Here is a 24688-nt window from a genome sequence, read left to right as displayed (position 1 = left end):
TTCAGCCGTTAATTGAATGTAAAGCTTTGTAAATAAAAAAGACAATTTACGGTAGCTCTCCGCAAATTGTCTCATTTTCTTCTTATTGAATCTTTTTTACACTTTTTATGTTAATAAGTTTAATAGAATGTTCTGTAAATGTTGGCATTTCCTTTTTTGTCTTTACTTTATGTACATAAAGTAAAATCGTTTTTGCATCTTTTGGATGGGCATAGCCTTCAAACGTCGCATTATATAACACCGAACCATCCCGCAAAGTAACCGTCGCTTTTTTAGCATCGACCAGCTCCCTCAAAAAGGGAAAGGCTTTAATATTCCGTTCACGTTCAGCACGGACTAAGCGTGGTTCCAGTATTAGCAGGAGCCCTTCAAACATAACGATATATATAACCGACATTAAGATTATGAGCCACACCGGCATGTCCATAAATGCTAAAATCGCTGCATTACTTAAGGCACCGACGATAACGACAATATGTAAGATTTTCTTTCTCATCGAATCTTCCCCTTAAAAAAATCCCGTAGCTAGACACTACGGGATCTTTATTTTATTCATTTACTGTTTCGACTTCTTCGTCCTCATCCAGCTTTTCATCAGAATGCTTAATGATTGGTTTTTCTACTTTACTTGTAGATAAGCCCTCATCCGCATATTTGTTTTTTAACTCAAAATATGAATCAACTAATTCACGAGCCGTCAAATTCGCCTGTGGTAAATAGTTATTGTTAAAGTTCGTCGTTGCCCATGGATAGATGACTGCATATGCAATCTCTGGGTCATCGTACGGAGCAAAACCTACATGGACAATGTTAATCGTGTTCGTTTTCCATTTATCACGCTGTGGTCCATAGTAAACTACCTCGGCTGTACCTGTTTTACCAGCTGCTGTATAGTCTGCCGTTTCAAATTGACGACGAGCAGATCCATTCGCACCGAAGTAAACGCGGCGTAAACCTTCTTTAACATGATCAATTTCCTGTTGGCTGTTTTCAATTTTGTTTAAAATTTTAGGTGTTACTTCTTCCACAACTTGCCCTAAATATTCTCCATCTTTAGACGGGTTGCGAATTTCCTTTAACATTCTTGGTTGGATGCGGTAACCATCATTTGCAATAGTTGAAATATATTGTGCCAATTGCATCGTTGTATACGTATCAAACTGTCCGATTGCCAAGTTTAATAGTTTTACATCGGTATCCGGGTCAGCCTGATAGCCAGTTGATTCACCAGGAAGGTCAACCCCCGTTGGTACACCTAGTCCAAACTGCGCATATTCATTTCGCATTGTTTGCAATGTACCTGATGCTAAACTAAATCGCATACCAGGTGAATACGTACGACCGCCAATACCCATCGCAATTTTGAACATATAGACGTTTGATGAACGCTCTAATGCCGTCAAATCATTCAGCATAACACTACCAGTCTTGTTGAATAGTGTATTTAAGGTAATGTTACCGATTCGCATGGGTGAATCGAGCATGACAGTTCCTGGCTTAATAACTCCTTCATTGTATCCCATTAGGACGGTTGCTGCTTTTACAGTTGACCCAGCTTCATATGCAGACGTAAATGTACCGTAAGAATAGTCAACGATATAAGGTTTGCCCGTGTCTTTATCTTTTTCAATTTTTTTACCAACTACCGATAAAAGCTCGCCGGTTTTTGGATTCATTGCAACTAAAAAGCCGCGATCCAGTAATTGGGAACCACCTTTAGCTTTCAATTCCAATAAATATTTTTCTAAAATTTCATCAGCTTTTTGCTGGAGTTCCACATCGATCGTTGTTACTAAATCTTTACCGGGCTCCCCTGCGAAAGTCGTCATCGTTTCAACCACTTGACCTTTTTTATTCGTGATGTTTTTAACGACCGATTTTTCACCTTGCAATATTTCTTCATACTGTGCTTCAAAATAACTTTCCCCAACACGGTCGTTACGAGAATAATCACGAGCTAAATAATGGTTCAGTTTCGATTTAGGCACACCTTTACTCGGTACCGTTGTTCGGCCTAATATTGCCAACGGGGATAATCGTACGCGTTTCCAATCGGTTGTCGTATTCACACCAGGCAGATCCGCCAACTGTTCTGAAACTCGGGCAAATTCTTCTGGTGTAACATTCTCACCTTTAATAATTTGCGGTGATAAATTATAGCCCGTCATCATTTCACGATAAATGGCCAGAACTTCCAGGTCAAATTCTGTAAGCTGTTCCAATTCTTTATCTGTAATCCGATCCCGAATCCGTCGATCGTATTCTTTATTGATTTCCTTCGTTTCTAAATCTTCATTTTCAAGTTGGAATTTCGTCATTTCCTTTGTTGTAACTTTTTCTTTTGCCTTTTCCGGATTCCGTAAAATCCAGAAATCTAATTTATCTCGATGGGTCACTTTTTCTGTCGGCTGCTCGATGATATGTGCAAGTTTTTCTGCAATTTCAAGCATTTCAGCGGATTTTGTCGTTTGCATTTTTGTATACGTAATCGCATTTTCCGGCTGATTATCAACTAAAATACGACCATAACGGTCAAAAATACGGCCACGGGGTACACTTGTATTCACCCGTACTTCCTCTGTACGCTCTAATGCGCGGACATAATCTTCACCTTTTACAATTTGTATATATCCTAGACGAAAAATTAGTAATGAAAACAAAACAAATATTGAAAAGAAAAGGACATTCATCCGAAAAGTTAAACTTGCCCGTTGCTTTGCCTTCGGATTTTGCTGACGATTTTGCGTAATTTTGCGCAAAGAACACTTCCCCTTCCTTACTTTATGTAGCGTGTACATGAATGTATAGTCATAGCTTTTAGTATAACACTGAAAACTCTACGAAAAAAGAGTTCAGATTTTAATTATTCATCTTTTAGACGGCTGTGCTTTTATAAAGTTTCATAAAAAAAGAAGCTTCACGAAAATAAATGTGGAGCTTCGGCATTTAATTAAGTATTTCTTACAACAAGGACGTCACAGCGGGCATTTCTTAAAATCCCTTCCGATACGGAACCTAGGAAAAAACGGGCTAATTCCCCTTTTCCTGTTACGCCGCAAATAATTAAATCAATTTCTTCCTGCTGAGGGATATCTCGTGCGATAACGTGCTTCGGTGTCCCGTATTCAATAATTTTTTTGATATTTGTAAACCCTGACTGCTGCGCTTTTTTCTCAAAAGAATCTAAAAGATCCTTTTTATTATTCGTAAACTTTTCCGCCATCTCAAAGTTATAGCCTTCTGAAAATGCAAAGGAACGAGTATCAATTACATGAACGATATACAGCTTACTTCCGACATTATTGATTGCAACTTGCACAGCTCTTCTAAAGGCAATCAGCGACTCCTTTGATTCATCCACGGCAACCAGTATATTTTTGTACGTCATGCTCATCTATTCCTCACCTCTTTATAGTTTATTCATCTGAAGTTTGGTTTAGGTGTACTTACGACTAGAAGAGAAGGAATAATCAAGAAAAAAAGCCTTGCAACCGGAGTTACAAAGCACGTCAGAAAATTTAGAACAATATTGGAGTATACTTATTTAACCAGGTACTGTTTATTTCTGCAATGCATTTTCATAGGTAGTAATCCACTGCTCCACCGTAATCTTTTTACTTAGTTCCCCGATCAATTTATATGGTATATGTTTTGTTGATGTAAAACGAATACAGCTTTTCCCCATATTCAGCTTTGTTGGAACCGCTTCGGCATAGGATTCCTGAAACCATTTGAGAAGTTCAGGATCACTGTAGATGCCCATATGATAAAGCCCAATATGGCGTTTTTGTGGAGCAAGGGCCAAAAACGGTAGTGGTGTACCCGGTGTTACATGATACCCTTTTGAATAGGTTGTTAATGGCACATTATATACGATCATATTCCGGTCAATTGATTTTTCAAACCCTGGAGGCAAGTTTTCATCAATTGTCTCCATTAATTTTATATAAGCACCGTGCCACTTCTCATCAATTTGTGCGATAAATTCATCAATCATGCACTGCACCCCAATTCTGTTTATTACTTTTGAGCGTAGCAGATTACTGTAAAAAAATACATAAAAAACGCATGGAAGTAACGAAACTTCTCATGCGTTTATGGTTAACCTATTTTGTACCTGCAGCTTCGCTTTTGGTACATAAACAATTAAATTTGAGTGTTCAAATTTAATTGTTTTGCTGCTTGGAATTTAGCTTCTACTACGTCCCAGAAGTGCTCCTGTCGCTTCGCTTTCGTCGCAAACTGGTAGTCCGTTTAGTATATAGCTACTTCTTCGCATATTACTTTGCAGCTTGGTATTTAGCTTCTACTACGTCCCAGTTCACTACGTTCCAGAATGCACCGATGTAGTCCGGACGACGGTTTTGGTAGTTTAAGTAGTATGCGTGCTCCCAAACGTCTAAGCCTAGGATTGGCGTTTTGCCTTCCATTACTGGAGAGTCTTGGTTTGGAGTTGAAGTAACAGCTACACCGTCACCATCAACGATTAACCATGCCCAACCTGAACCGAAACGAGTTGTTGCAGCTTTTGCGAATTCTTCTTTGAAAGCGTCAAATGAACCGAATTTCGCATCGATTGCAGCAGCTACTTCACCTACTGGAGTGTTAGAACCGCCTGGAGCGATTAATTCCCAGAATAATGAGTGGTTAGCATGTCCGCCACCGTTATTACGTACAGCAGTTTGTTTGTCAGCTGGTAAAGCATCGATGTTAGCGATTAACTCGTTGATGTCTTTGTCAGCGTATTCAGTACCTTCTACTGCTGCGTTTAAGTTTGTTACGTAAGTATTGTGGTGTTTAGAGTGGTGAATTTCCATTGTTTTTGCATCGATATGTGGTTCCAATGCGTCGTAAGCGTAAGTTAATTCTGGTAATTTGAATGCCATGATAATATTCCTCCCTGGAACAAGTAATTAATGTTGATTACAATACTAGGTTATCAAAAAATGATTCCTCATTCAATGAAAAAAACAGTAATATTTGCATTTCAGTCTTTTGACGGAAAGGCTCGCATTACTTGTCTTACCTGTTGTTAGTAATCTTTCCTTTACTAGTGTAAGCGATATCTATTTGATTTTACAAATATTTGCTCCTTATCAATTCAATATCCTTCAATCCTAAACTAAATGGCAATAAAAAATAAGACAATCATAACCACTTGAATAATCCCTTTTGTTACGACCGATGTTAAAAATCCTACAACTGAACCAACACCAACTTTAATTGCCTGCTGTAGATTGCTTCGTGTCACAATTAATTCACCGATGATCGCACCGATAAACGGCCCCGCGATAATACCCGCAAACGGAATAACAAATGGACCGATCAATAGACCAATCGTACTTCCCCACATCCCAGCTTTTGATCCGCCGAATTTTTTCACTCCGACGAGATTTGAGATCGTATCCGCTGCAAATAACAGTGCAACAAAGAGTAGCTCAATTACCCAGAACCACCACGGCAATTCGGTAAAACTGTAAAATAGCCCATAAACGATAAACCCGCCAAGTAAAAATAAGACGGATGGGATAATCGGATATACTAAACCGATAAACGCAATCACAAACAGCGCTATAATAAGTGTCCATGCAATAATATCCACTCATTTCACATCCTTTCAAATCTTCTTCCTATTATGTTTTCACAAATTATACGTAATGTACGAAGAAAAGATTCAATTTATTTTTCCGAGTTCAAATCAAAATTTTTTCATGTTACACTACTTTTAAAGGAGTATTCGATTATTATGAAAATTTCACATATGCAGTTATTTATACATAGTTTAACGAGCCCTAAAAAATTGGGTGCATACCGAATTCTATCAATCGGTAAAGTGATGCAGTATGCCTTTTTAATGATTACCCTCATTACCGCTTTTTCATTCGGTCAATTTATCAATACCGGTACAGCCGAGATTTTCGGCTATTCGGAAATTGAACAATATGCCAAGAATATAGAGTGGATTGTTTATCCGATTGCCATTGTATTTTTATTCGTACTGAATACGTCGATTTATTTTATTAAAGTAAGTTTATATGCACTTGCAGGTCTGTTTTTCGTTAAGCCGATGAGACGCCGCGGCGAATATCGGCAAGTATGGCGAACAGCTGTTTTTGCAAGTACTTGGGGAACATTTATAACGATGTTCGGAAATCTGTTTATATTCTCACAAACAGTTATCACAATTAGCAGTATTTTTATTACAATGCTCTTTATAATCGTTGCATTAACAAAATATCCCGTACAAAAATAATAAATTCTCCTTATGAATCATATAGTTTAACAATCTATTAACGAGTTGAACTGTAGAGATAAGGAGGATTTTTTTTGCGCTTTTTAATAGCTTCCATTGTGCTTTTGCTGTTTGCGTTTGTCATTAAAGTAGATTTACAGGAAGGTACGCTCCCATTAGCCTCCTTTTATGCTGCTCCGCAATCGTGCGAGGAAGCAGAAAAAGGAAGCTATGTAGTCGTGAAAATTCAGCAGGACGATACCATTTACAGCCTATTTTCAGCAACACCCTCACCTATTAAAACTACTTTCCCTGAAAGACTTGCCCAATTTTATCAACTTAATCCGCATTTAAATTTACAGCCACTTGTACCAGGAGATACTGTCCTAATCCCAATCATCTCGAACGTGAAGGAAAATTGTCTAAATTGACTTCAAAATGTTTCTTCCTTGTTCTTCTTTTCATACACTGATAAAATAAGGAACAGTGACGGCTTACATATCGTTATATCTATTAGGAGATGTAACACATTAAAAGCCTGAAAAGGAGAGAATTTTTCATGAGTGAAATCGTTCACCGTACGAAAACACGTCCTGTGCGTGTCGGTAACTTAACAATTGGTGGTAATAACGAAGTCGTAATCCAAAGTATGTGTACGACGAAAACACATGATGTAGAAGCAACAGTTGCCGAAATTAAACGTTTAGAAGAGGCAGGTTGTCAAATCGTACGTATTGCAGTACCAGATGAGCGTGCTGCAAATGCAATACCTGAAATAAAAAAACAAATTAATATCCCATTAGTAGCGGATATTCATTTTGATTACAAATTAGCATTAAAAGCCATTGAAGGTGGCATTGATAAAGTACGTATCAACCCAGGTAACATCGGGCGCCGCGAAAAAGTAGAGGCAGTTGTAAATGCGGCAAAAGCAAAAGGTATACCAATCCGAATCGGTGTTAACGCCGGTTCTTTAGAGCGTCATATCCTCGAAAAATACGGTTACCCTACTGCAGATGGAATGGTAGAATCTGCATTGCACCACATTAAAATTTTAGAAGACTTGGATTTCCATGACATTATCGTTTCGATGAAAGCATCAGACGTAAACTTGGCAATTGAAGCATATGAAAAAGCATCAAAAGCATTCAATTATCCACTTCATTTAGGTATTACAGAATCTGGTACATTATTTGCCGGTACTGTTAAATCAGCTGCCGGTTTAGGTGCGATTTTATCTAAAGGTATCGGGAATACTTTACGTATTTCTTTATCTGCAGATCCAGTGGAAGAAATTAAAGTAGCTCGTGAATTATTAAAATCATTCGGCTTGGCATCAAATATGGCGACATTAATTTCTTGTCCGACTTGTGGCCGTATCGAAATTGATTTAATTTCAATTGCCAACGAAGTTGAAGAATATATTTCAAAACTGAATGTTCCGTTAAAAGTAGCTGTTTTAGGCTGTGCAGTAAACGGTCCTGGTGAAGCACGTGAAGCAGATATCGGTATTGCCGGTGCACGTGGCGAAGGGCTTTTATTCATGAAAGGTAAAACAGTTCGTAAAGTTCCGGAAGAAACAATGGTGGAAGAACTGAAGAAAGAAATCGATAAATTAGCTGCTGAAATGGTGGCAAAGCGTGAAGCAGAAGCAAATGCAACTGTTTAAAGAAATGAGGTAATGGAAATGACAAACTTAAAACATCGGTTCGGCATTGATATTGACGGGACTGTTACATGTCCTGCCACATTGATTCCACATATTAATAAACAGTACAACATTAATATGACGCTACAAGATGTAACGGAATATGATTTTTTAAGTGGCTTTCCGCACCCTATAGACCGCGCACAGTTTCAGGCCTGGTTTAAAGAAAACGAGCCACGAATGTATGAAGTGAGTGAGCTTGCTGCAGATGCACACCGTATTTTAACAGCCTGGCAAAACCAGTATGAGCTTTATTATATTTCTGCACGTGGAGAAAATGTTTTCGATATTACGAAAAACTGGTTTGACCAATTTAAAGTACCTTACGACCATATCGAATGTATCGGCAGTCATAACAAAATTGCCATCGCAAAAAAACATGCAGTAGAAGCTTTTTTCGAAGATAAACATGATAATGCAGTGGAAATTGCCGAAGAGCTTAAAATCCCTGTCATTTTATTTGATACACCGTACAATCAAATGCCTGTACCGAATAACGTCATTCGCGTTAATAATTGGGTAGAAGCTAACGATTGGATCCTTAAAAACTTTTAATTGAACTAAACCAATTTCCATTGAAACTAGAAGGGCCAACTCAGTGTAATCTTGCTGAGTTGACCCTTTTTTGTTGGATTAAAAAATACTGCCGTACTCCGTAATCGTTGTGGCCAAGTCTTCACGGTAATTCTCATGCTGCAAGTTCAAGCTATTCACATTGACCTCGTTCCCGCCTAGAGAGGAATGGATATACTCGTCATTTCCAATATACATCGCTACATGGCCAGGGAAGAAAATCAGATCTCCCAGCTTTAAGTTGTCGCCTTCTATTTTCCTTAATGGGAAACCTTCCTCTATTTTCGCATCACGGTAAATGTAAGCACCGTTCAGCATATACGCCATTGATATAAGACCTGAACAGTCAATACCTATAGGCGTCTTTCCACCCCATCGGTATGGTGTCCCTATATAGCGAAAAGCTGTTTCCACGACTTGCTTGCGAAATACTTCTTCATTTGTCGTATATACTTTAATACGATCCTGAATCCAGGCTGCCCGTACATACCCTTCTTCCCCTGTAACAAGCTGCACTTTTGCCCATGTAGGATCAAGACCTGCTTCCAGTACCACTTTAATAAAGGCGCCTCGTGTCAATGTGATAATGTTTTCACTTTGTATTTTTGGTACTTTAAGGACATCGGCAAAGCTTTGTATTACGACATCATTCGCTTCATATACCCAGTTTGCAGTAGGTTCACTTCCGAGATACAAGTTGGATTTTAGTGTGTAGCCTTCGTAACGGTAAAACGTTCGTATTTTGACCCAATTTTCATCAATTTCTTCTTGTACTTCGACTGGCATCCCGTACAACGCTTCATCGATTAACTCAGAATGTCGGTCCGGTGCTGCATGTAAACTCGCAATTTTCATTTTCACAACGGCATTCAATCGATTCCCTCCTCCTGTTTTGTAAAATAGTCATAGACGATTTTAGAAATAGTACCAATCATTTGTCTCGCTTTGTCATTGTCGGTCACTTCTGTAATGAAAACTCCGATAAAATAATCGCGTTCTTTTGCAAAAATAATTCCAGTGTCATGGTCGACCGTATCGAGACCGCCTGTTTTATGCGCCATTTTCACATCATCTACGATATAGCGTTTGAGTGATTCATTACTGCGCTGCCTGCTTAAAATATCGAGTGCAACGGCATTCCACTCTTTTGTTAGTAGCGTACCTCTATATATTTGCCGGAAAAGGTGCTGCATATCCTGCGCTGTTGTTTCATTATCAAAGCCAAGCTTTTGACGTTCAAAATCCATCATTTTCCGCTGGACCCGAGTATTATGTAAGCCGATTTCTTTAAAATAGTTATTGAATCCATCCATGCCTAATAGATCGATACATACGTTTGTTGCTGTATTGTCACTCGTAATCGTCATCCAAAGTAATAGCTCGTGCAGTGTAGCTCGAGTTTTTCTCTGCTCAGTAATCACACTGAACTCGACCATGTTTTCCGGCTCAATCTCGTAAACGTGATTCATATTGCCATTCGTTTTTTGCAGATGAGCCAAAATAGCAATGAGAATCGGCACTTTGATTATACTTGCACTGCTGAAAATTTCCTCGTCCCGATTTTTCCAGACGATATCGTTAGTATTGTAATCTTCTACAATGACATGCACTTTATATGGGGACTGTGCAATAATACGATTAAGTTGTTCATGCATCAAACTAACCTACAACCCGAATTGATTTATTCGTCGCATCGATTGTGACGGTTTTACCAAGCGGCAATGACATCGTCGGCAGCACATGACCACATGTTACATCTTTTAATATTGGAATATTCAAAGGTACTAAAATTTCTTCAAATACCATATCCAAACTCAAATTATTTTCTGCGTTATTTAAATCCATTGGTCCACAATCCGTCCAACCACCCAGCAAAATACCTGACAGCTGCTGAAGTTTCCCCGACAATGACAGCTGTGTCAGCATCCGGTCGATCCGTTGCACATTTTCATCGATGTCTTCCAAAAAAAGAATCTTGCCTTTCAAATCAACCTCGTATGGTGTCCCAAGAGATGCCGCAACAAGTGTTAAATTCCCTCCAGCTAGTTCTCCTGTAGCAATACCGGGCACAACCGTGTTCATTTTCTGGCCATTTGCATTTTCCAGGAAATAATCATTCCACTCAGTATTCGTCACACTGTTGATGAAATATCCCCATGTATAGTCATCCATTTCAGGACGAATAAATTCAGTTGATGGCATCGGTGTATGGTACGTTACAAAACCGCATTGCTGATTGAAAACAATATGCAGTGCTGTCACATCACTATAGCCAGCAAATACTTTCGGGTTTTCTTTAATCATCTTCAGATCAAGCATTGGTAAAATACGTGTCGCCCCATAGCCTCCACGAATACAAAAAATACCGTCAATTTCAGGATTCCGGAACATGTCATTTAATTCTTTTGCCCTCAGTTCATCACTGCCTCCAAAATAACCGTGACGCGCTCTGCACGTTTCCCCCACAACAACACGGAAACCCAACTTCTCCACTGCCTGGATAGCACGTTCGATACGATGTTCGGGTGTTGCTCCGGATGCGCTAATTAATGCTACAGTATCGCCTTTTTTCAGTGACCTTGGAATTATCATTGCCATCGTCTACACTCCACTTCCGGCAAGCACCGTCCGATACTGTGCCTGCTCTTCTTGATTGGCCAATACGAAATGTCCTTCTTCAATTTCAACAAATTCAGGTGGATCCATTTCATACTGATGAACATTTGGATCGTACACTTGCAGCTTTTTTCTGCGCTCTTTTAGCGGGTTCGGTTCTGGAACGGCTGCCAGTAATGCTTTCGTGTAAGGATGCAGCGGATTGTTGAACAGCTTTTCCGTTTCACCCAGTTCAACGATTTTCCCCTTATAAATGACCGCCGTCCGATCTGTAATAAAGCGGACAATCGACAAGTCATGGGCGATAAATAAATACGTTAACTCACGATGTTCCTGTAAGCTGGACAATAAGTTCAAGACTTGAGCTCGAATCGAAACGTCCAGTGCAGAGATCGGTTCATCCGCTACGATAAATTCCGGTTCCATGACTAGCGCTCTGGCAATGCCGATCCGTTGACGCTGCCCGCCTGAAAATTCATGCGGGAAACGTGAAGCAAATTCCGGCAGCAGCCCGACTTCCAGTAATGCTTTTTTTACTTTATCGATCCGCTCCTGTTCATTGCTGTACCTTTTATTATTGATCAGGCCTTCCGAAACAATATAGTCAACCTTTGCCCGTTCATTCAAAGATGCGCCCGGGTCCTGGAAAATCATTTGAATCTTTTGTGTAATCTCACGGTCCCATGCACTGGAAATACGGCCATTAATCGGTTTTCCATGGAATAGAATTTCTCCGTTTGTTATCGGGTTAATACGCATAATCGCACGGCCGATTGTCGTTTTCCCGGAACCGGATTCCCCTACAAGCCCGAATGTTTCACCTTTATATATATCGAAGCTCACGTTATCTACCGCTTTGAACTGTTTTTTACCTTGTCCAAAAACGATATCAATATTTTTCACTTCAATCAGTTTTTCTTTATTAATTTTAGTCATTTGCATATTGTCTCCCTTCTGCGAAAAAGGCTTGCAACACTTCAGGCGGCTCTACTTTCGGTGCCTTTGGATCAAGCAGCCACGTGCGTGCATAATGGGTATCGGTCACTTTGAAAAAAGGCGGACGTTCAACAAAGTCGATTTTCAATGCATATTGATTCCTAGGTGCAAACGCATCCCCTTTTATTTCTTTAAACAAATTCGGCGGTGTTCCTTTGATTGAATATAATTCCTCGCCCTTATTTCCTAATTGAGGGAGTGATGAAATCAATGCCCATGTGTACGGATGTTTCGCGTTGAAAAATACTTCCTCGGTTTGTCCAACTTCAATAATATCCCCTGCATACATAACCGCAATTCTGTCCGCGACTTTTGCAACGACTCCTAAATCATGGGTAATATAAATTGTCGACAGCAAATATTTCTCCTGTAAATTGGTTAACAGCTGCAATATTTGTGCTTGTATCGTTACATCAAGTGCTGTTGTCGGCTCATCACATATTAGGATTTGCGGATTGCAGGCAACAGCAATCGCGATCACGATTCGCTGACGCATCCCCCCGGAAAATTCATGCGGGTATTGCTTATAGCGGCGCGCAACATCATGAATTCCAACATCGCGCAGCAGCTGCAATGTTTTTTCATACGCATCATTGCCCTTCAAACCTTGGTGCAGCACGACACTTTCTTCAATCTGCTTTCCGATTGTTTTCAGCGGATTAAGCGATGTCATCGGGTCTTGTGTAACCATGGCGATTTTTTTGCCGCGAACTTTCAGCCAATCTGCCTCTGTTTTAAATTTCGATAAATCATGACCGTCAAAGTGGATTTGTCCATCCGCAATATAGCCGTTTTTATCAAGCAGACCCATGATTGATTTTACTAACACTGATTTCCCTGAACCAGATTCTCCAACGATTGCAAGACTTTCTCCTTTATATAAATCGAGCGAAATATCACGGATAGCCGTCAATGTTTGTCCACGCAGTTTAAATTTTATGACAAGATTTTCGATGGATAATATTTTTTCCTGTTCCATATAACGCCCTCCTCTTTAAACATGATTTTTCGGATCTGCCGCATCTGCAAATGCATTCCCGATAATATAAAAGGCAATCGTAATGACACTCAGCACGATACTTGGGAAAATAAGCTGATAACGTAAATCCGGTGACATCATCAGTACCCGTCCTTCATTGATCAAGTTTCCTAATGATGGCTCACTAACCGGTAATCCAAGACCGATATATGTTAAAAATACTTCCGCACCAATTGCTGCCGGCACTGCTAAACTCATTCGCAGCATAATGACCGAAATTAAGTATGGGAGCAGGTTTTTCAAGATGATTTTGTAGCCGGGTGTTCCTAATGTTTTCGATGCCAGATTGTACTCACGGTCGCGCAGTATGACGATCTGATTTCGCAGGAAGCGCGCCATTTCAACCCAGCCGGTTATACACATGGCAATAATGATCGTCGATATGCCAGGCCGTAAAATATATGCCATTAAAATCAGCACAATCGTTGTCGGAATATTATCCACGATATTGTATAGCTGGGTGATCGGTACCTCGAGCTTTCTCGAATAGCCCCACAAAGCCCCAACTGTAAAGCCGATCAGAACTTCGATAATCGCCACTGCAAAACCGATAAATAAAGAAGTTCTTGTCCCTTCCCAAATTCGGGACCATAAATCCTGACCGATTGAGTTTGTCCCAAAAATATATTCATCATTTGGAGCAACATTCCGGTCCTGCATTCCTGTATCCGGATTTAAATAAATCTGAGTCGGCGATTTCTGATCTGGTAAATAAGGTTGGACAAATGTAAATGCAATCAATACGATGACAAAGACAAGCAAAAATACTGCAATTTTATTTTTACTAAAGGAGCGGAAGGTCGAACGCCAATAAGAGTAATTGGAATAAGCTGTTTCTTCCGCTTTTGCATCATCGACAGCGGCAAAGTCAAACATATGATCATGCAGCTGTTCTGTTGATTTTTCCGAAATATTCTGAATCTCTTTCGTGAAAATTCCCATTAGCGTACACTGTCCCCTTTCCCTAGTTTAATTCGAGGGTCAACAATTGCCATCAGTAAGTCCCCTAAGATTAACCCAATGATCCCTAGTGAAGAAAATACAAGCACTAAACCTTGTACGACATTATTATCCTGGCGCTGAATCGCATCTACGAGCAACCCACCCATACCTGGAATCGAAAATAATGATTCAATGTAAATCGAACCGGTAATCGTAAATAAAATTGTTGCCGGTAAATATTGAGCCATTGGTATGAAGGCGTTTCTCATCACATGGCGGAACATAATCGTACGCTCTGTCACACCTTTTGCACGTGCCAGCTTAATATAATCCTTGTTCAGCTCATCCACCATATAGCGTCGCATCCACATTGCATATGAAGCAATCGGACCAAGTGCCAAACAGATTAACGGTAAAATAAAACTCCGGGGATTGTATTCATCAAACAGCATCGGCAAATTGAGCCATTCCGAAATATACATCTGAATCATGAGGAAATAAACCATCGCCGGTACCGCTACTACAATAACGATATAGCCTGTGCCAAGCCTGTCGAGCCAGCGTCCTTTAAACTGCGCCATTAAAATGCCCAACGGTACACCAACTAGTAATGAGAGTGCTACAGCCCCTAATCCGAACAATATGGAATACATCATTTTATCTTGAATAATGTCAAGTACTGGTACATCTGTACGGTATGTAATCGATTTTCCTAAGTCGCCTTGAATAAGGTCAATGTAGAAGTTTTTTAGTTGGACTAATAACGGATCCCGTAAGCCAAGATTTGTTAAATAGATTTCCTGTTGTTCTGGCGACATTTTTTCTGCTGCCGCGCCTAAATAGCCTTCATCAGGCATTAATCGTAACAGGGAGAAAACTATTGTTACAATGATAAATAACGTCAATATGGATTGCGCGAATCGTTTCGCAATATACTTTAACAAACACGTTCCCTCCTCAGTAATTCCTCGGCGTAATGACGTCCGGTGTCTTGTTTGTCGCTTGCGCCAATTACTCTTTTAATGAATCCGTAACATCATCCGAATGAAGTATATAAAAGCAGAAAGGAGATGCAGAAACATCCTGTCATCTCCTAATCTACCTCCATTTAAAATGCCTACGTATTAATTAGAAGTGTTTGCTAATGCTTCCGCACGTTCTTTTTCCCATGCTTCTTTAGCAGACTTGAATTCTTCATTACTCATTGGCTTTTCTAGGATAGACTGACCTTTAAACTTCTCGGATGTAACACCAAATGGCGAATATTGTGATTCAAATGGATTTAATTTTGAAGCAGTATAACCACCGCCGCCTACAGCGTACGGAATAACAAATGCTTCCTCAATTAAAAATGCCTCTGCCTTTGCAAACAGCTCATAACGTACTGCCGGATCTACTTCTGCTTTTGCAGCTTCGACTAGCTTGTTGTATTCACTGTTATAACCTTCTGCCATCTCCGGCTTGTTATATGTTCCGCCTTCTGAAAATGGATCTGTATACGTTGACGGGTCAGCAAAGTCCGGACCCCAGTTTGCTTCAAGCATCGAGAACTTACCAGGGCGACGTACTTCACCAAGGAATCCCGTAGCAGGACCTGCATATAGTTCCACATCGATGTAATCTGCACCTAAAAGGTTTTCAAGCTGCTGTTCCACTACTTGTGAACGGTTTGCCCATTCAGGTGAACCTGAGTTGTAAGGTAATAATACCTTTACAGGGAATGTTGCTTTACCAGCTAACGCAGCCAATGCCGCCTCTTTATGTTCAAGAGCTAAATCTTTGTTAAATGAATCTGTTTCTGTAATTGCTTTTAATGGTTCAAGCATTGTGTAATCTACACCTTCAACATCCACAAAGTTCTTTGGTGTAATTGTATTTGACAATAAATCTTGTGGATTGTAAGGCTCAATTGTTAACATCGCGGATACACGATCAAGCGCATGATAAAGCGATTTACGGAAATCTTTATTATTGACTGCCACTTTCCAGTTTTCAGGCTCATACTCTGCATCATATTGCGGATCAAAGTTTAATGCATAGAAGTATGTGTAGAAGTTATTTGTGTTTTGGCGTACTAAATCTTTTTTGTCGTCACTGTTTAACCATTCATCCAAAATGGATGTTGGAATTAGTGCCCCATCAATTTCATCGCGTAGGAACAGTTCAGGTGCAACTGTTGCCGCTTCCTTATTGTATTTATAGCGGATACGATCGATTTTCACTGTTTCTTTATCCCAGTAAGCGTCGTTTTTCACAAGTACACGCTCATTCTGAGGTTCGAATTTATCTAAAATATATGCGCCATTATATAAAATATTCTCACGAGTTGTTCCGAACGTATCGCCTTTTTCAGCTAAGAACTCCCCGTTTACCGGGAAGAAACATACATAGTTCAGCATCGATAAAAAGTATGGCGTCGGTGCTTCCAATGTATATTCAAGCGTTGTTTCATCGATCGCTTTGATACCTACTTGCGAGAAATCCGTTACTTCGCCGTTGTAGAAGGCATCACCGTTTTTCACGACTGTTGCAATCCACGCTGTCGAAGATTCGTTTTTCGCATCAAGCACATAATTCAAACCGTCTACAAAGTCCTGTGCAACAACATTTTCTACATCTTTACCTTCATGGTCTACCCACTTTACATCATCACGAAGTTTGAATGTCCATACAGTTGCATCTTCATTGGATTCCCAGCTTTCTGCTAATCCTGGCTTAACAACACCGTATTGGTCATATTCTATTAATCCTTCTACTAAATTTGCTGATAATGCAAATTCATTTGTTTCCGCTGTTTTTAAATAGTTCAGCGTTTTAATTTCACCGGAATACACTGTTCGATATTCCGATGTTTCACCAGAATCCGATGAATCACCACAAGCTGCCAGTACGAGTACAAACATACACAGTAACGCTAACAAAGATTTTTTCAAAGTCATTTCCCCCATTTCTCTTTTCTATCTGGCTAAGAAAGCCTCTATTAATAACCCGATACCGGGAGCATCGGTCATCTGAATATTCTCCCCTTCGAAAATCGGCCCCCCTTCAATTGGATCTTCACTGCACAAACTTGGTCCATCTAAATCGACCATTGTGACATTTTTGCTGGCCGCTGCAAAATGCGCAGCTGCACTGACACTAATTTTTGTTTCAAGCATACAGCCAATCATACAAGCGACACCATTTGCCTCTGCAATGTGATTAATTTGTTGAGCTTTTGAAATACCCCCTGTTTTCATCAGCTTAATATTTATTAAATCTGCGGCCCGCTTTTCAATGACCTCGATCGCTTGCTTTGGAGAAAATACACTTTCGTCAGCCAAAATATTTGTATACGTATTGCTCGTAACATACTGCATGCCCTTCACATCGCTATAGTGTACAGGCTGTTCAACGAGTTCGATATCTGCCCCTTTATCTTCAAGCTGTCCAATGATTTTTACAGCTTCTTTTGCTGTCCATCCTTGGTTGGCATCTACTCTTAACTTAATATCAGGCCCTACTGCTTTTCGAATTGCCATAACCCGTTCCACATCTTCTACCGGATTTTTCCCGACTTTCACTTTTAAAATGGAAAAGCCCCGTTTGAGAGCTGCTAAACTGTCTTTCACCATTTCATTCGTTCCGTTCACACTAATAGTGATGTCCGTTGTTATGTTCTTTCGGTAGCCCCCTAGCAATTTATATAGGGGAGCATTGTATTGTTTCGCCCATAAATCATACAGCGCAATTTCGACCGCCGCTTTAGCACTCGTATTCTGGTAGAGACCCGCATCGACCTTTTGACAAAGCAGTGCAATTTCATCAATTTCAATTCCGATAATCGACGGTGCAATGACTTCTTCTATCGCATAGCGGATTGATGAAAGAGTCTCACCTGTAATGACATGGGTCGGTGCAGCTTCGCCCATACCGATTAGCCCATTGTCTGTATAAATAAAGACAGCGATATTTCGTATACTATTTACTGTGCGTAATGCTGTTTTAAACGGGGTAATAAGAGGTGCCTCAACAAGCCCTACCTCAACCTTTGCTATTTTCATAAATTCACCTGCTTTATGTTAAAAATTGTAACAGTCTCAACACTTCAAAATATTCGGTTGTTTCGAACTGGACTGTATTATGCGGCTTAAATGTTGCGCCCGGATAAAACGAATTCCGGTATGCTTTAATATGATCCTTGTAAATAATTTCTACGGTAAAATGCTTCGGCAATTCAATTTGAAGCTTTGTTCGATCAATCTTCATTGATTGTTCTACAAGATATTTCGTCTTTTTCAATGTCGTTTGCGGACTTACATTAATTGTTGCATGACCGACTCCTTCTTTTGTCGCGAATGTGAAAATTTGGTCATTGTAACGGGCGATATGTTCTGTCAATGCCTGATCTCCGCTTACAAAAGCAACCGGTACATCATGGAGGGCTGCTGCATATGTATTTATTAAAAACTCACTAGCATATTCACCGTTTATTTTAATATCCGCCAGTAAGCTCAATGTATGTGCAAGCGGATTCTTCTCACTGCCGCCCTCACTGTGATAGCCAATAAAAATCGCCCGGTCAAAACTGCTGTCTAATCCTGCAACCATGCACATCGGCTCTTGTGTCCAGCCGCGAATGATTTTTACATTCTCCGGCATGTTTTCAATAAGAATATTTCGGCCGGAATCATGTGCATCTTTCAATAAAATTTCAGTAGCACCACCTGCAAATGCTCCTTCAATTGCGGCAAGCACTTCTTTTGTCATTTGTTTTTGAAACTGGGCGTAATCCGGAGCGCTCAGTTCGGTTTCGCTCCATACCGTTGTGCCTGTAATTCCCTCGATATCCGCACTTATATATACTTTCATTTTTTTCGATTCTCCTTTCATTTTTATTTATTCATCAGTCCAGAATAACATTTTTGAAGATTTAGATTTTTCTGTCTTTTATTTATAATCTATAAAATACCATACTTATTTCGATTGTGGAAGTTTTTTCTAATAGTTTTCGAAATAAAATAATAAACTTATAAAGCGCTAAAACCTTTGCTAAATAGCATTATTTCAAGAAGATTTAAAACAAATTATCCCAATAGATATTATATTTTAATAAGAAAAAAGCCTTCTACATTGATGATATGTAAAAGACTCAATAAACTTACTAACGAAAGAATACATTATTCGACAAAATTATAACTTTGGACTTTGTGATTATTTCTTCCCGTTGTTGTTGTTGCTTGTGACAAAGCATTCAGTATTGCTTCTTCTGTCGCTTCGGCAGCTGCCATAAATAATGTGTTCATGACGTCATGATCTTCTCTAATCTGCCGGCGACTTTCGAGTTCTCCATCGAATTGATGTTGTATTGTACGAGCTGTTGTGAAACCAATGACAATATCTCCGCTTCCATGAGAAAAGTGGCTCCCTGTTCTCCCTAACCCTATTCCGCAACGTTTTATAACTCGTTTCAGCTGGCGGCTGCTTAATGGGGCATCTGTCGCCATTACAATAATAATAGAGCCGTCTGTAGGGCTAATGGTCGATTCACCGTTGGCAGCCGTAACGTTATACCGGTTTGTCAAAAATTCGCTTGCCTTCCCAAAGTTACTCAATACAAGGCATCCGACAGTATATTTTTGGGCAGCTTTATCTTCAACGATGCGTGAAGAGCTGCCAATTCCTCCTTTATAGCCGAAGCAAACCATACCTTTTCCTGCTCCGACCGCTCCCTCTTCTATAACATCTGTTTTAGCTTGCTGTATCGCTTCAATTGCATGTTCAGGTTTTACTGGAAAATGACGGATGGAGTTTAAATGGCTATCATTGCATTCTCCGACAATGATATTAACTGTACCAGTCGAAATTCCTATCTCTTCATTCTGTTCAAGTAAATATTGGAGTGTCCCTTGTGATACATTAGGTACCCCAAATGTATTAGTTAGCATAATTGGCGACTCGATTACACCAAGTTCGTCCACTTGAACGAGACCGGTTGTTTTTCCGAATCCGTTTAATACATAGCTGGCGGCTGTCACCTTTTCCCGGAAAAGATTGCCTTGATGAGGTAAAATAGCCGTTACTCCGGTACAGGCAGCATCACCTGAATCATTTATCGGATAATCCAAGGTCACATGCCCGACACTAACACCTTCAATATCGGTAATGCAGTTTTTATCCCCTGGAGGCAATTGTCCAATCGTTATACCCAATTCACGTACTTTCATTGTCTGTTCTCCTTTAGTTGTTTATGTATTAGTTTCATCGTAAACAACTTTTTCCAAAAAGAAAACAGAAAAAAAGACACGTCCTCCCACTAGGTCGCATCTTTTTCATCAAGTGAAATGAATTTATGTTCGATTAATACTTCTACTCACGCAAAATTATATTTCCAGAATTCCTCTTGTCCAACGATCAACAAAGCTTTCAAAAGTAATGCCATATTTGTTATACACTTCATGATAAACAAAGTAAATTCCAAGTTTGTCTAGCAATTCATCATTAATCCGCATTCTACCACTCACTTTCGATTATTTAGATGATGGACTTTTCAGCGCCAAGCGATTCCTATCTAGTTCTAATCATACCCAGAGTTGCGAACGTTATTCATGAACAGACAATGCAAACAATTTCGGAAAAGATTTTCCTTATTCAACTAATTAACGAACTGTTACAATTTATTCACAATCTGTTTCAAAATCAGTGCGAATCTTTCATCACAATTTAGTAAGATGAATGAAATAACAGCATTGGAGGGACTCTAATGAGGAGATTTAGTTTAGTATTATTTTCTGTAATTTTTTTGGCAGGATGTAGTGATACGGTATTGAATTTAAAAGAGGCGGCAGCCGGAATTAATGCAAAGGCAAATGAAGCAGCATCAGCGATTTCAATCGATGTCCATTCCATTCGAGCTACTGAAATTGAATTCGACAATCAAACTTTTACGATTAACGACTTATTTAAGACTATATTACGCGATGTCGAGTGGAATTATGACGACAGCGGTGAAACCCAGCAATTGAAAATCACAGGTACTTGGCAAGATAACGGTTTATTCGCCGAGCATTCATTTTCTGCGAACCAAAAAGAACTGTTAAAAGAAAATGGCGAAGTGAAAGTTATCGTTACATTTAACAATGGCACATTGGATGAAACAAAAACAAAAGTATCCATGATAATGGATAGTGAAACAATTATAAAAGAAGTGGGTCAGGAGATTCTTCATCACTTGTATAAAACCTACACACAAATTTTGCTCTAATCCTACTTTTTAATCCACTTTGTTTAGTATTGATAAACGAGGGAATATGATTATCATCTAAACTTTTGGGAGGTCATATTATGTCAAACGGATTTACAGATAAACTAAAAGGCGCAGGCAATAAAATTAAAGGTGAAGTAAAAGAAGAAATCGGTAAAAATACAAATGATCCTTCTTTACAAGTCGAAGGTCAGCGCGATCAGCTAAAAGGGGAAACACAGGAAAGAGTTGCTGATGTAAAAGATAAAATTACAACTAAAATCGATGAATATCGAAAATAAGGTTCACAGAAACTAGTAAATTCCATATTTACTAGTTTCTTTTTTTTGCGTTAAAGTAGTTAATATACTTTATTTTTTATTAAGTACTTTAGACTTAATTGAAAGGGATGTTTTTATATTAATATAATCTCACTTTAAATTTATAGGAATTTTGTTATACTTTAGTTAAAATACACATTACTTTTTAAAGGGGAAGTTAGAATGACCATTGATCAATTTATACCCCTATCAAAAGACCGCTTATTTAATTGGCTAAAAACCTTAAGTAACCAGCTTTCGAAAGGATCGCTCATCATTGATATAAATGATGAAAATTTACCTATTTTACATGCTAATCCACACTTTTTAAAATTTACATCATTCGAAATGAAAGAATTGCTTCATCAAAATATCAATATTTTGAATGGACACAGAACGAATGAAACCTCTATTGAAGAATTAAATTTACATTTAAAATCAGGTGTAGCGAAAAAATTTACGATTTTGCATTATACGAAAGAAGGATCCGCTTTTTGGAACACAATTATACTGCATCCGATTCGAAATGAAGACAACGTGATTCAGTATATTTTATTAACTTGCGAAGATACAACGGAAGCAGAGTTAAATAAAATGGTTTATAAATTGGAACATGAAGTTTATGAAGCGATTGATCATGAAGATAACCTGCAGTCCATTTTAAATTTAATTACCGAGAAGATTGAACTTTTCTATATTCGCGATGTGTATTGTGCCATTCACATTTTTAATGAAAATTGTGAAATTAAATCGTTAGGTACGCATTCATTGCCATTGGAAATTATTAATGAACTTAATATACTGGAAATCACACCTAACACTAGCCTGAATTCAAACGCAGTTTATTTAAAAGACTTTGCTCCCAAAGATCACCATATAGATCTTTTTAAACATTGGCATCTTAATTTTGTTCAAGGTTCATGGACAAAGCCTATTTTAACTCCTCAAAATGAAGTAAGCGGCATTTTGACCCTGTTCAATCAGGATCCAACAGAATTAAAGCAAATAGATATTAATTACTTAAATCGATTGGCCTTACTGATCCAATTAGCAATTAAGTATGCTGAACAAAAAATTGAGCTTAGCAGACTCGCCTTTTTTGATGTTGAAACAAATTTACCAAACCTGCATTATTTCAAATCTGAATTATCAGAATGGATTAATGTTGGCAACTCGGGATTAGTTGCAATTCTACATCCTACTGAATTTAATAAAGTCGTTGATTTATACGGAAGAAACGCTGGAGCCGATTTACTCCGTCAAGTCGCGGATCGTATGCAAATATATTTTCCGGAAAGTGATTCACTGATTTCACGCTTTTCAAATTCGCTTATTTTCGGAAAAGTTGACGAAAACGATTGCTTCCTTGCCTATAATCAGCAGCTTGAATCAATAACACAATTGCCATATATTATCGATGGTAAAGAAATCTATATTACATTAAAGATCGGTTATACAGTCTTTAATGAGTCGATGACAGTCGAACAGAGCATTCATCAGGCAGATATCGCCTTATCCAATGCACAGAAGCGTACTGGGACGAGCTATGCAGTATATGAAGATAATAGTACGAAACAATTGACGGAAGAAATGGATATCCTCAATCAATTGGCTTATGGGCTTCAACATGAAGAATTTGAAGTTTATTTGCAGCCTAAAATTAACTTCCAGACAATCGAAGTGGAAGGTTTTGAAGCATTATCTCGTTGGAATTCGAGCAAACTTGGTTTCATTTCACCGGTAAAATATATCCCAATCGCTGAACAAACGGGAAAAATTAAAGCGATTGATTTACTAAACTTTAAACAGATCCTTATCTGGCTACAAAATCGTATAAATGAGAATAAAAAGATTTTACCGATTGCGCTCAATATTTCGCCGGACCATTTTTACGATCCGGACTTCCTGCAAAATATAAGGGATATATTTTATCAATATAATGTCCCGCCGTATTATATAAAGCTGGAAGTAACGGAAAGCATTGAGTTGGTGGATTTTAAAAAAGCAAAAGAGATTCTAAATCAACTAAGACTTATGGGCATTGAATGTTCAATCGACGATTTTGGTATCGGCTTTTCTTCATTAAGCTATTTACCGCAGTTGCCCTTTTCTGAAATCAAAATTGACCGCAGCTTTATCAGCGCAATGGATGAACCCGGGATGTATGCAATCGTACAAACGATTATCCAATTGGCGAAAAATATTCAAATGCGCCCCATTGCCGAAGGAATTGAAACAGAAGAACAGCTGGCAATGCTTCAACAACTTGGCTGTCCTGCTGGTCAAGGCTATTATTTCTATAAACCGATGTCTATTACCGAAGCAGAACAATTGCTGGACACGAAAAAAACAGCTGACGGGAAGTAAATCACCTTCCATCAGCTGTTTTCTTAGTTTATAGTGTTCGGTAAATCTTTCGATAAGAATACGATTAAATCATGTAGATTTTGCTCGCTCACTCCATGACCTACCGGATAGGTTCTGAATGTAACGTCCGTGTCATAGTCATTGAAGAAACGAACGGCATGCTCTGCCCATTCAATCGGAAAATCATAATCATATTCCCCGTGAGAAATAAAGATTTTAGATTTATCCATCGTTTTTTTACTATATTCAAGCGCAACGAATTCCGGTAAATAACCGCTTAATGCTGCTGTTCCACGAATGGCATTGCCCATCACCATCGCAAGTGACTGTGCCATCGCTGCCCCTTGGTTGAAGCCAACAACATAAATTTGCTGTTCATCCAAATTGAATTCCCAAATAGCTTCTTTAATAAATAATTCTATACCTTTCAGCACTTTATCGAAAATGGCACGATTCGGCTTACCCTCTTCTTCAAATGTATAAAATGCATAGCCCGGACGATGTTTAATCGGTCCTTGCAAACTAAAAATATGACAATTTGTTGAAAACGAATCAACAAGTTGTAGTAAATCATTTTCATCGCTCCCTAATCCATGCAGCAAGAAAATCGCCGGTTGCTTATCTGCATCTACTTTAGGTGCTTTGTGTAAATAAATAAATGGTGTGTTCATTT

Annotated in this window: 25 protein-coding genes; 7 read left to right on the top strand and 18 right to left on the bottom strand. The window is 38.9% G+C overall.

What is annotated here, in order from left to right; all coding sequences use genetic code 11:
• Positions 1-82 precede the first annotated feature (82 nt).
• The 6 genes from ACQKN3_RS02020 to ACQKN3_RS01995 form a co-directional block, all read right to left on the bottom strand.
• On the bottom strand, positions 83-496 hold the full coding sequence (locus ACQKN3_RS02020; RefSeq protein WP_427708998.1) for a response regulator: 414 nt from the start codon (positions 494-496) through the stop codon (positions 83-85).
• 52 nt (positions 497-548) lie between these two features.
• The gene (locus tag ACQKN3_RS02015) at positions 549-2759 is read right to left on the bottom strand and encodes a peptidoglycan D,D-transpeptidase FtsI family protein (RefSeq protein WP_251686855.1); all 2211 of its coding nucleotides are present in this window, start codon (positions 2757-2759) and stop codon (positions 549-551) included.
• A 191-nt stretch (positions 2760-2950) separates the two neighbouring features.
• Entirely contained in the window at positions 2951-3394 is a 444-nt protein-coding gene (locus ACQKN3_RS02010; RefSeq protein ID WP_251686853.1) for a universal stress protein, read from the bottom strand.
• Between the two features lie 165 nt (positions 3395-3559).
• Complete coding sequence (locus tag ACQKN3_RS02005) at positions 3560-3997, bottom strand: DUF1801 domain-containing protein (RefSeq protein WP_251686851.1); 438 nt, start codon at positions 3995-3997, stop codon at positions 3560-3562.
• A 283-nt stretch (positions 3998-4280) separates the two neighbouring features.
• Positions 4281-4886: a superoxide dismutase gene (locus ACQKN3_RS02000; RefSeq protein ID WP_251686849.1), complete on the bottom strand. Its 606-nt coding sequence runs from the start codon at positions 4884-4886 to the stop codon at positions 4281-4283.
• A 236-nt stretch (positions 4887-5122) separates the two neighbouring features.
• Complete coding sequence (locus tag ACQKN3_RS01995) at positions 5123-5602, bottom strand: DUF456 domain-containing protein (protein ID WP_251686847.1); 480 nt, start codon at positions 5600-5602, stop codon at positions 5123-5125.
• 144 nt (positions 5603-5746) lie between these two features.
• Here ACQKN3_RS01995 and ACQKN3_RS01990 point away from each other — a divergent pair, with 144 nt between their 5' ends.
• The 4 genes from ACQKN3_RS01990 to ACQKN3_RS01975 all read left to right on the top strand — a co-directional run bounded on the left by ACQKN3_RS01990 (position 5747) and on the right by ACQKN3_RS01975 (position 8495).
• On the top strand, positions 5747-6253 hold the full coding sequence (locus tag ACQKN3_RS01990) for a DUF1189 family protein (RefSeq protein ID WP_251686845.1): 507 nt from the start codon (positions 5747-5749) through the stop codon (positions 6251-6253).
• A 74-nt stretch (positions 6254-6327) separates the two neighbouring features.
• Positions 6328-6663: a hypothetical protein gene (locus ACQKN3_RS01985; RefSeq protein WP_251686843.1), complete on the top strand. Its 336-nt coding sequence runs from the start codon at positions 6328-6330 to the stop codon at positions 6661-6663.
• 128 nt (positions 6664-6791) lie between these two features.
• On the top strand, positions 6792-7901 hold the full coding sequence (ispG, locus tag ACQKN3_RS01980) for a flavodoxin-dependent (E)-4-hydroxy-3-methylbut-2-enyl-diphosphate synthase (RefSeq protein WP_079527831.1): 1110 nt from the start codon (positions 6792-6794) through the stop codon (positions 7899-7901).
• Positions 7902-7919: 18 nt separating this feature from the next.
• On the top strand, positions 7920-8495 hold the full coding sequence (locus ACQKN3_RS01975; RefSeq protein ID WP_251686840.1) for a 5' nucleotidase, NT5C type: 576 nt from the start codon (positions 7920-7922) through the stop codon (positions 8493-8495).
• Positions 8496-8573: 78 nt separating this feature from the next.
• Here ACQKN3_RS01975 and ACQKN3_RS01970 read toward each other — a convergent pair whose 3' ends face one another.
• The 11 genes from ACQKN3_RS01970 to ACQKN3_RS01920 form a co-directional block, all read right to left on the bottom strand.
• Complete coding sequence (locus tag ACQKN3_RS01970) at positions 8574-9386, bottom strand: C40 family peptidase (protein WP_427708993.1); 813 nt, start codon at positions 9384-9386, stop codon at positions 8574-8576.
• Positions 9383-10168 (bottom strand): serine hydrolase, encoded by a 786-nt coding sequence (locus ACQKN3_RS01965; RefSeq protein ID WP_427708991.1) that lies wholly within the window; start codon positions 10166-10168, stop codon positions 9383-9385. The genes ACQKN3_RS01970 and ACQKN3_RS01965 overlap by 4 nt, the downstream gene beginning before the upstream one ends.
• Positions 10169-10172: 4 nt before the next feature.
• The gene (locus ACQKN3_RS01960) at positions 10173-11111 is read right to left on the bottom strand and encodes a S66 peptidase family protein (protein WP_251686834.1); all 939 of its coding nucleotides are present in this window, start codon (positions 11109-11111) and stop codon (positions 10173-10175) included.
• A gap of 3 nt (positions 11112-11114) precedes the next feature.
• Positions 11115-12065: an oligopeptide/dipeptide ABC transporter ATP-binding protein gene (locus ACQKN3_RS01955; RefSeq protein WP_427708988.1), complete on the bottom strand. Its 951-nt coding sequence runs from the start codon at positions 12063-12065 to the stop codon at positions 11115-11117.
• On the bottom strand, positions 12058-13104 hold the full coding sequence (locus ACQKN3_RS01950; protein ID WP_427708986.1) for an ABC transporter ATP-binding protein: 1047 nt from the start codon (positions 13102-13104) through the stop codon (positions 12058-12060). The genes ACQKN3_RS01955 and ACQKN3_RS01950 overlap by 8 nt, the downstream gene beginning before the upstream one ends.
• 15 nt (positions 13105-13119) lie before the next feature.
• Positions 13120-14106: an ABC transporter permease gene (locus tag ACQKN3_RS01945; protein ID WP_350477640.1), complete on the bottom strand. Its 987-nt coding sequence runs from the start codon at positions 14104-14106 to the stop codon at positions 13120-13122.
• Complete coding sequence (locus ACQKN3_RS01940) at positions 14106-15050, bottom strand: ABC transporter permease (protein WP_251686827.1); 945 nt, start codon at positions 15048-15050, stop codon at positions 14106-14108. Before ACQKN3_RS01940 ends, ACQKN3_RS01945 begins: the two co-directional genes overlap by 1 nt.
• A 180-nt stretch (positions 15051-15230) precedes the next feature.
• Entirely contained in the window at positions 15231-17045 is a 1815-nt protein-coding gene (locus tag ACQKN3_RS01935) for a peptide ABC transporter substrate-binding protein (RefSeq protein WP_251686826.1), read from the bottom strand.
• An 18-nt stretch (positions 17046-17063) separates the two neighbouring features.
• A complete protein-coding gene (locus ACQKN3_RS01930; protein WP_427708983.1) occupies positions 17064-18149 on the bottom strand; it encodes a dipeptide epimerase in 1086 nt (361 codons plus the stop codon).
• Between the two features lie 13 nt (positions 18150-18162).
• A complete protein-coding gene (locus ACQKN3_RS01925; RefSeq protein WP_427708981.1) occupies positions 18163-18957 on the bottom strand; it encodes a M55 family metallopeptidase in 795 nt (264 codons plus the stop codon).
• 308 nt (positions 18958-19265) lie between these two features.
• Positions 19266-20312, bottom strand: a complete 1047-nt coding sequence (locus ACQKN3_RS01920; protein ID WP_427708979.1) for a P1 family peptidase — start codon at positions 20310-20312, stop codon at positions 19266-19268.
• A 536-nt stretch (positions 20313-20848) separates the two neighbouring features.
• Here ACQKN3_RS01920 and ACQKN3_RS01915 point away from each other — a divergent pair.
• The 3 genes from ACQKN3_RS01915 to ACQKN3_RS01905 all read left to right on the top strand — a co-directional run bounded on the left by ACQKN3_RS01915 (position 20849) and on the right by ACQKN3_RS01905 (position 24015).
• A complete protein-coding gene (locus tag ACQKN3_RS01915) occupies positions 20849-21349 on the top strand; it encodes a 23S rRNA methyltransferase (RefSeq protein ID WP_427708977.1) in 501 nt (166 codons plus the stop codon).
• Between the two features lie 80 nt (positions 21350-21429).
• Positions 21430-21630, top strand: coding sequence for a CsbD family protein (locus ACQKN3_RS01910; RefSeq protein ID WP_008407565.1), 201 nt, complete (start codon positions 21430-21432; stop codon positions 21628-21630).
• A gap of 201 nt (positions 21631-21831) precedes the next feature.
• Positions 21832-24015, top strand: a complete 2184-nt coding sequence (locus tag ACQKN3_RS01905) for an EAL domain-containing protein (RefSeq protein WP_427708975.1) — start codon at positions 21832-21834, stop codon at positions 24013-24015.
• Positions 24016-24038: 23 nt separating this feature from the next.
• Here the strand turns inward: ACQKN3_RS01905 and ACQKN3_RS01900 are convergent, their stop codons facing one another.
• Positions 24039-24686 carry an alpha/beta hydrolase gene (locus tag ACQKN3_RS01900; RefSeq protein ID WP_427708973.1) on the bottom strand — a complete coding sequence of 216 codons (648 nt, stop codon included), beginning with the start codon at positions 24684-24686 and terminating at the stop codon, positions 24039-24041.
• Positions 24687-24688 lie beyond the last annotated feature (2 nt).

It is taken from the genome of Solibacillus sp. NPDC093137, assembly GCF_050280445.1.
GTDB lineage: Bacteria > Bacillota > Bacilli > Bacillales_A > Planococcaceae > Solibacillus > Solibacillus isronensis_B.
Note: the sequence above shows the minus strand (reverse complement) of the source record. Positions and strands in the feature narration are given on the sequence as shown.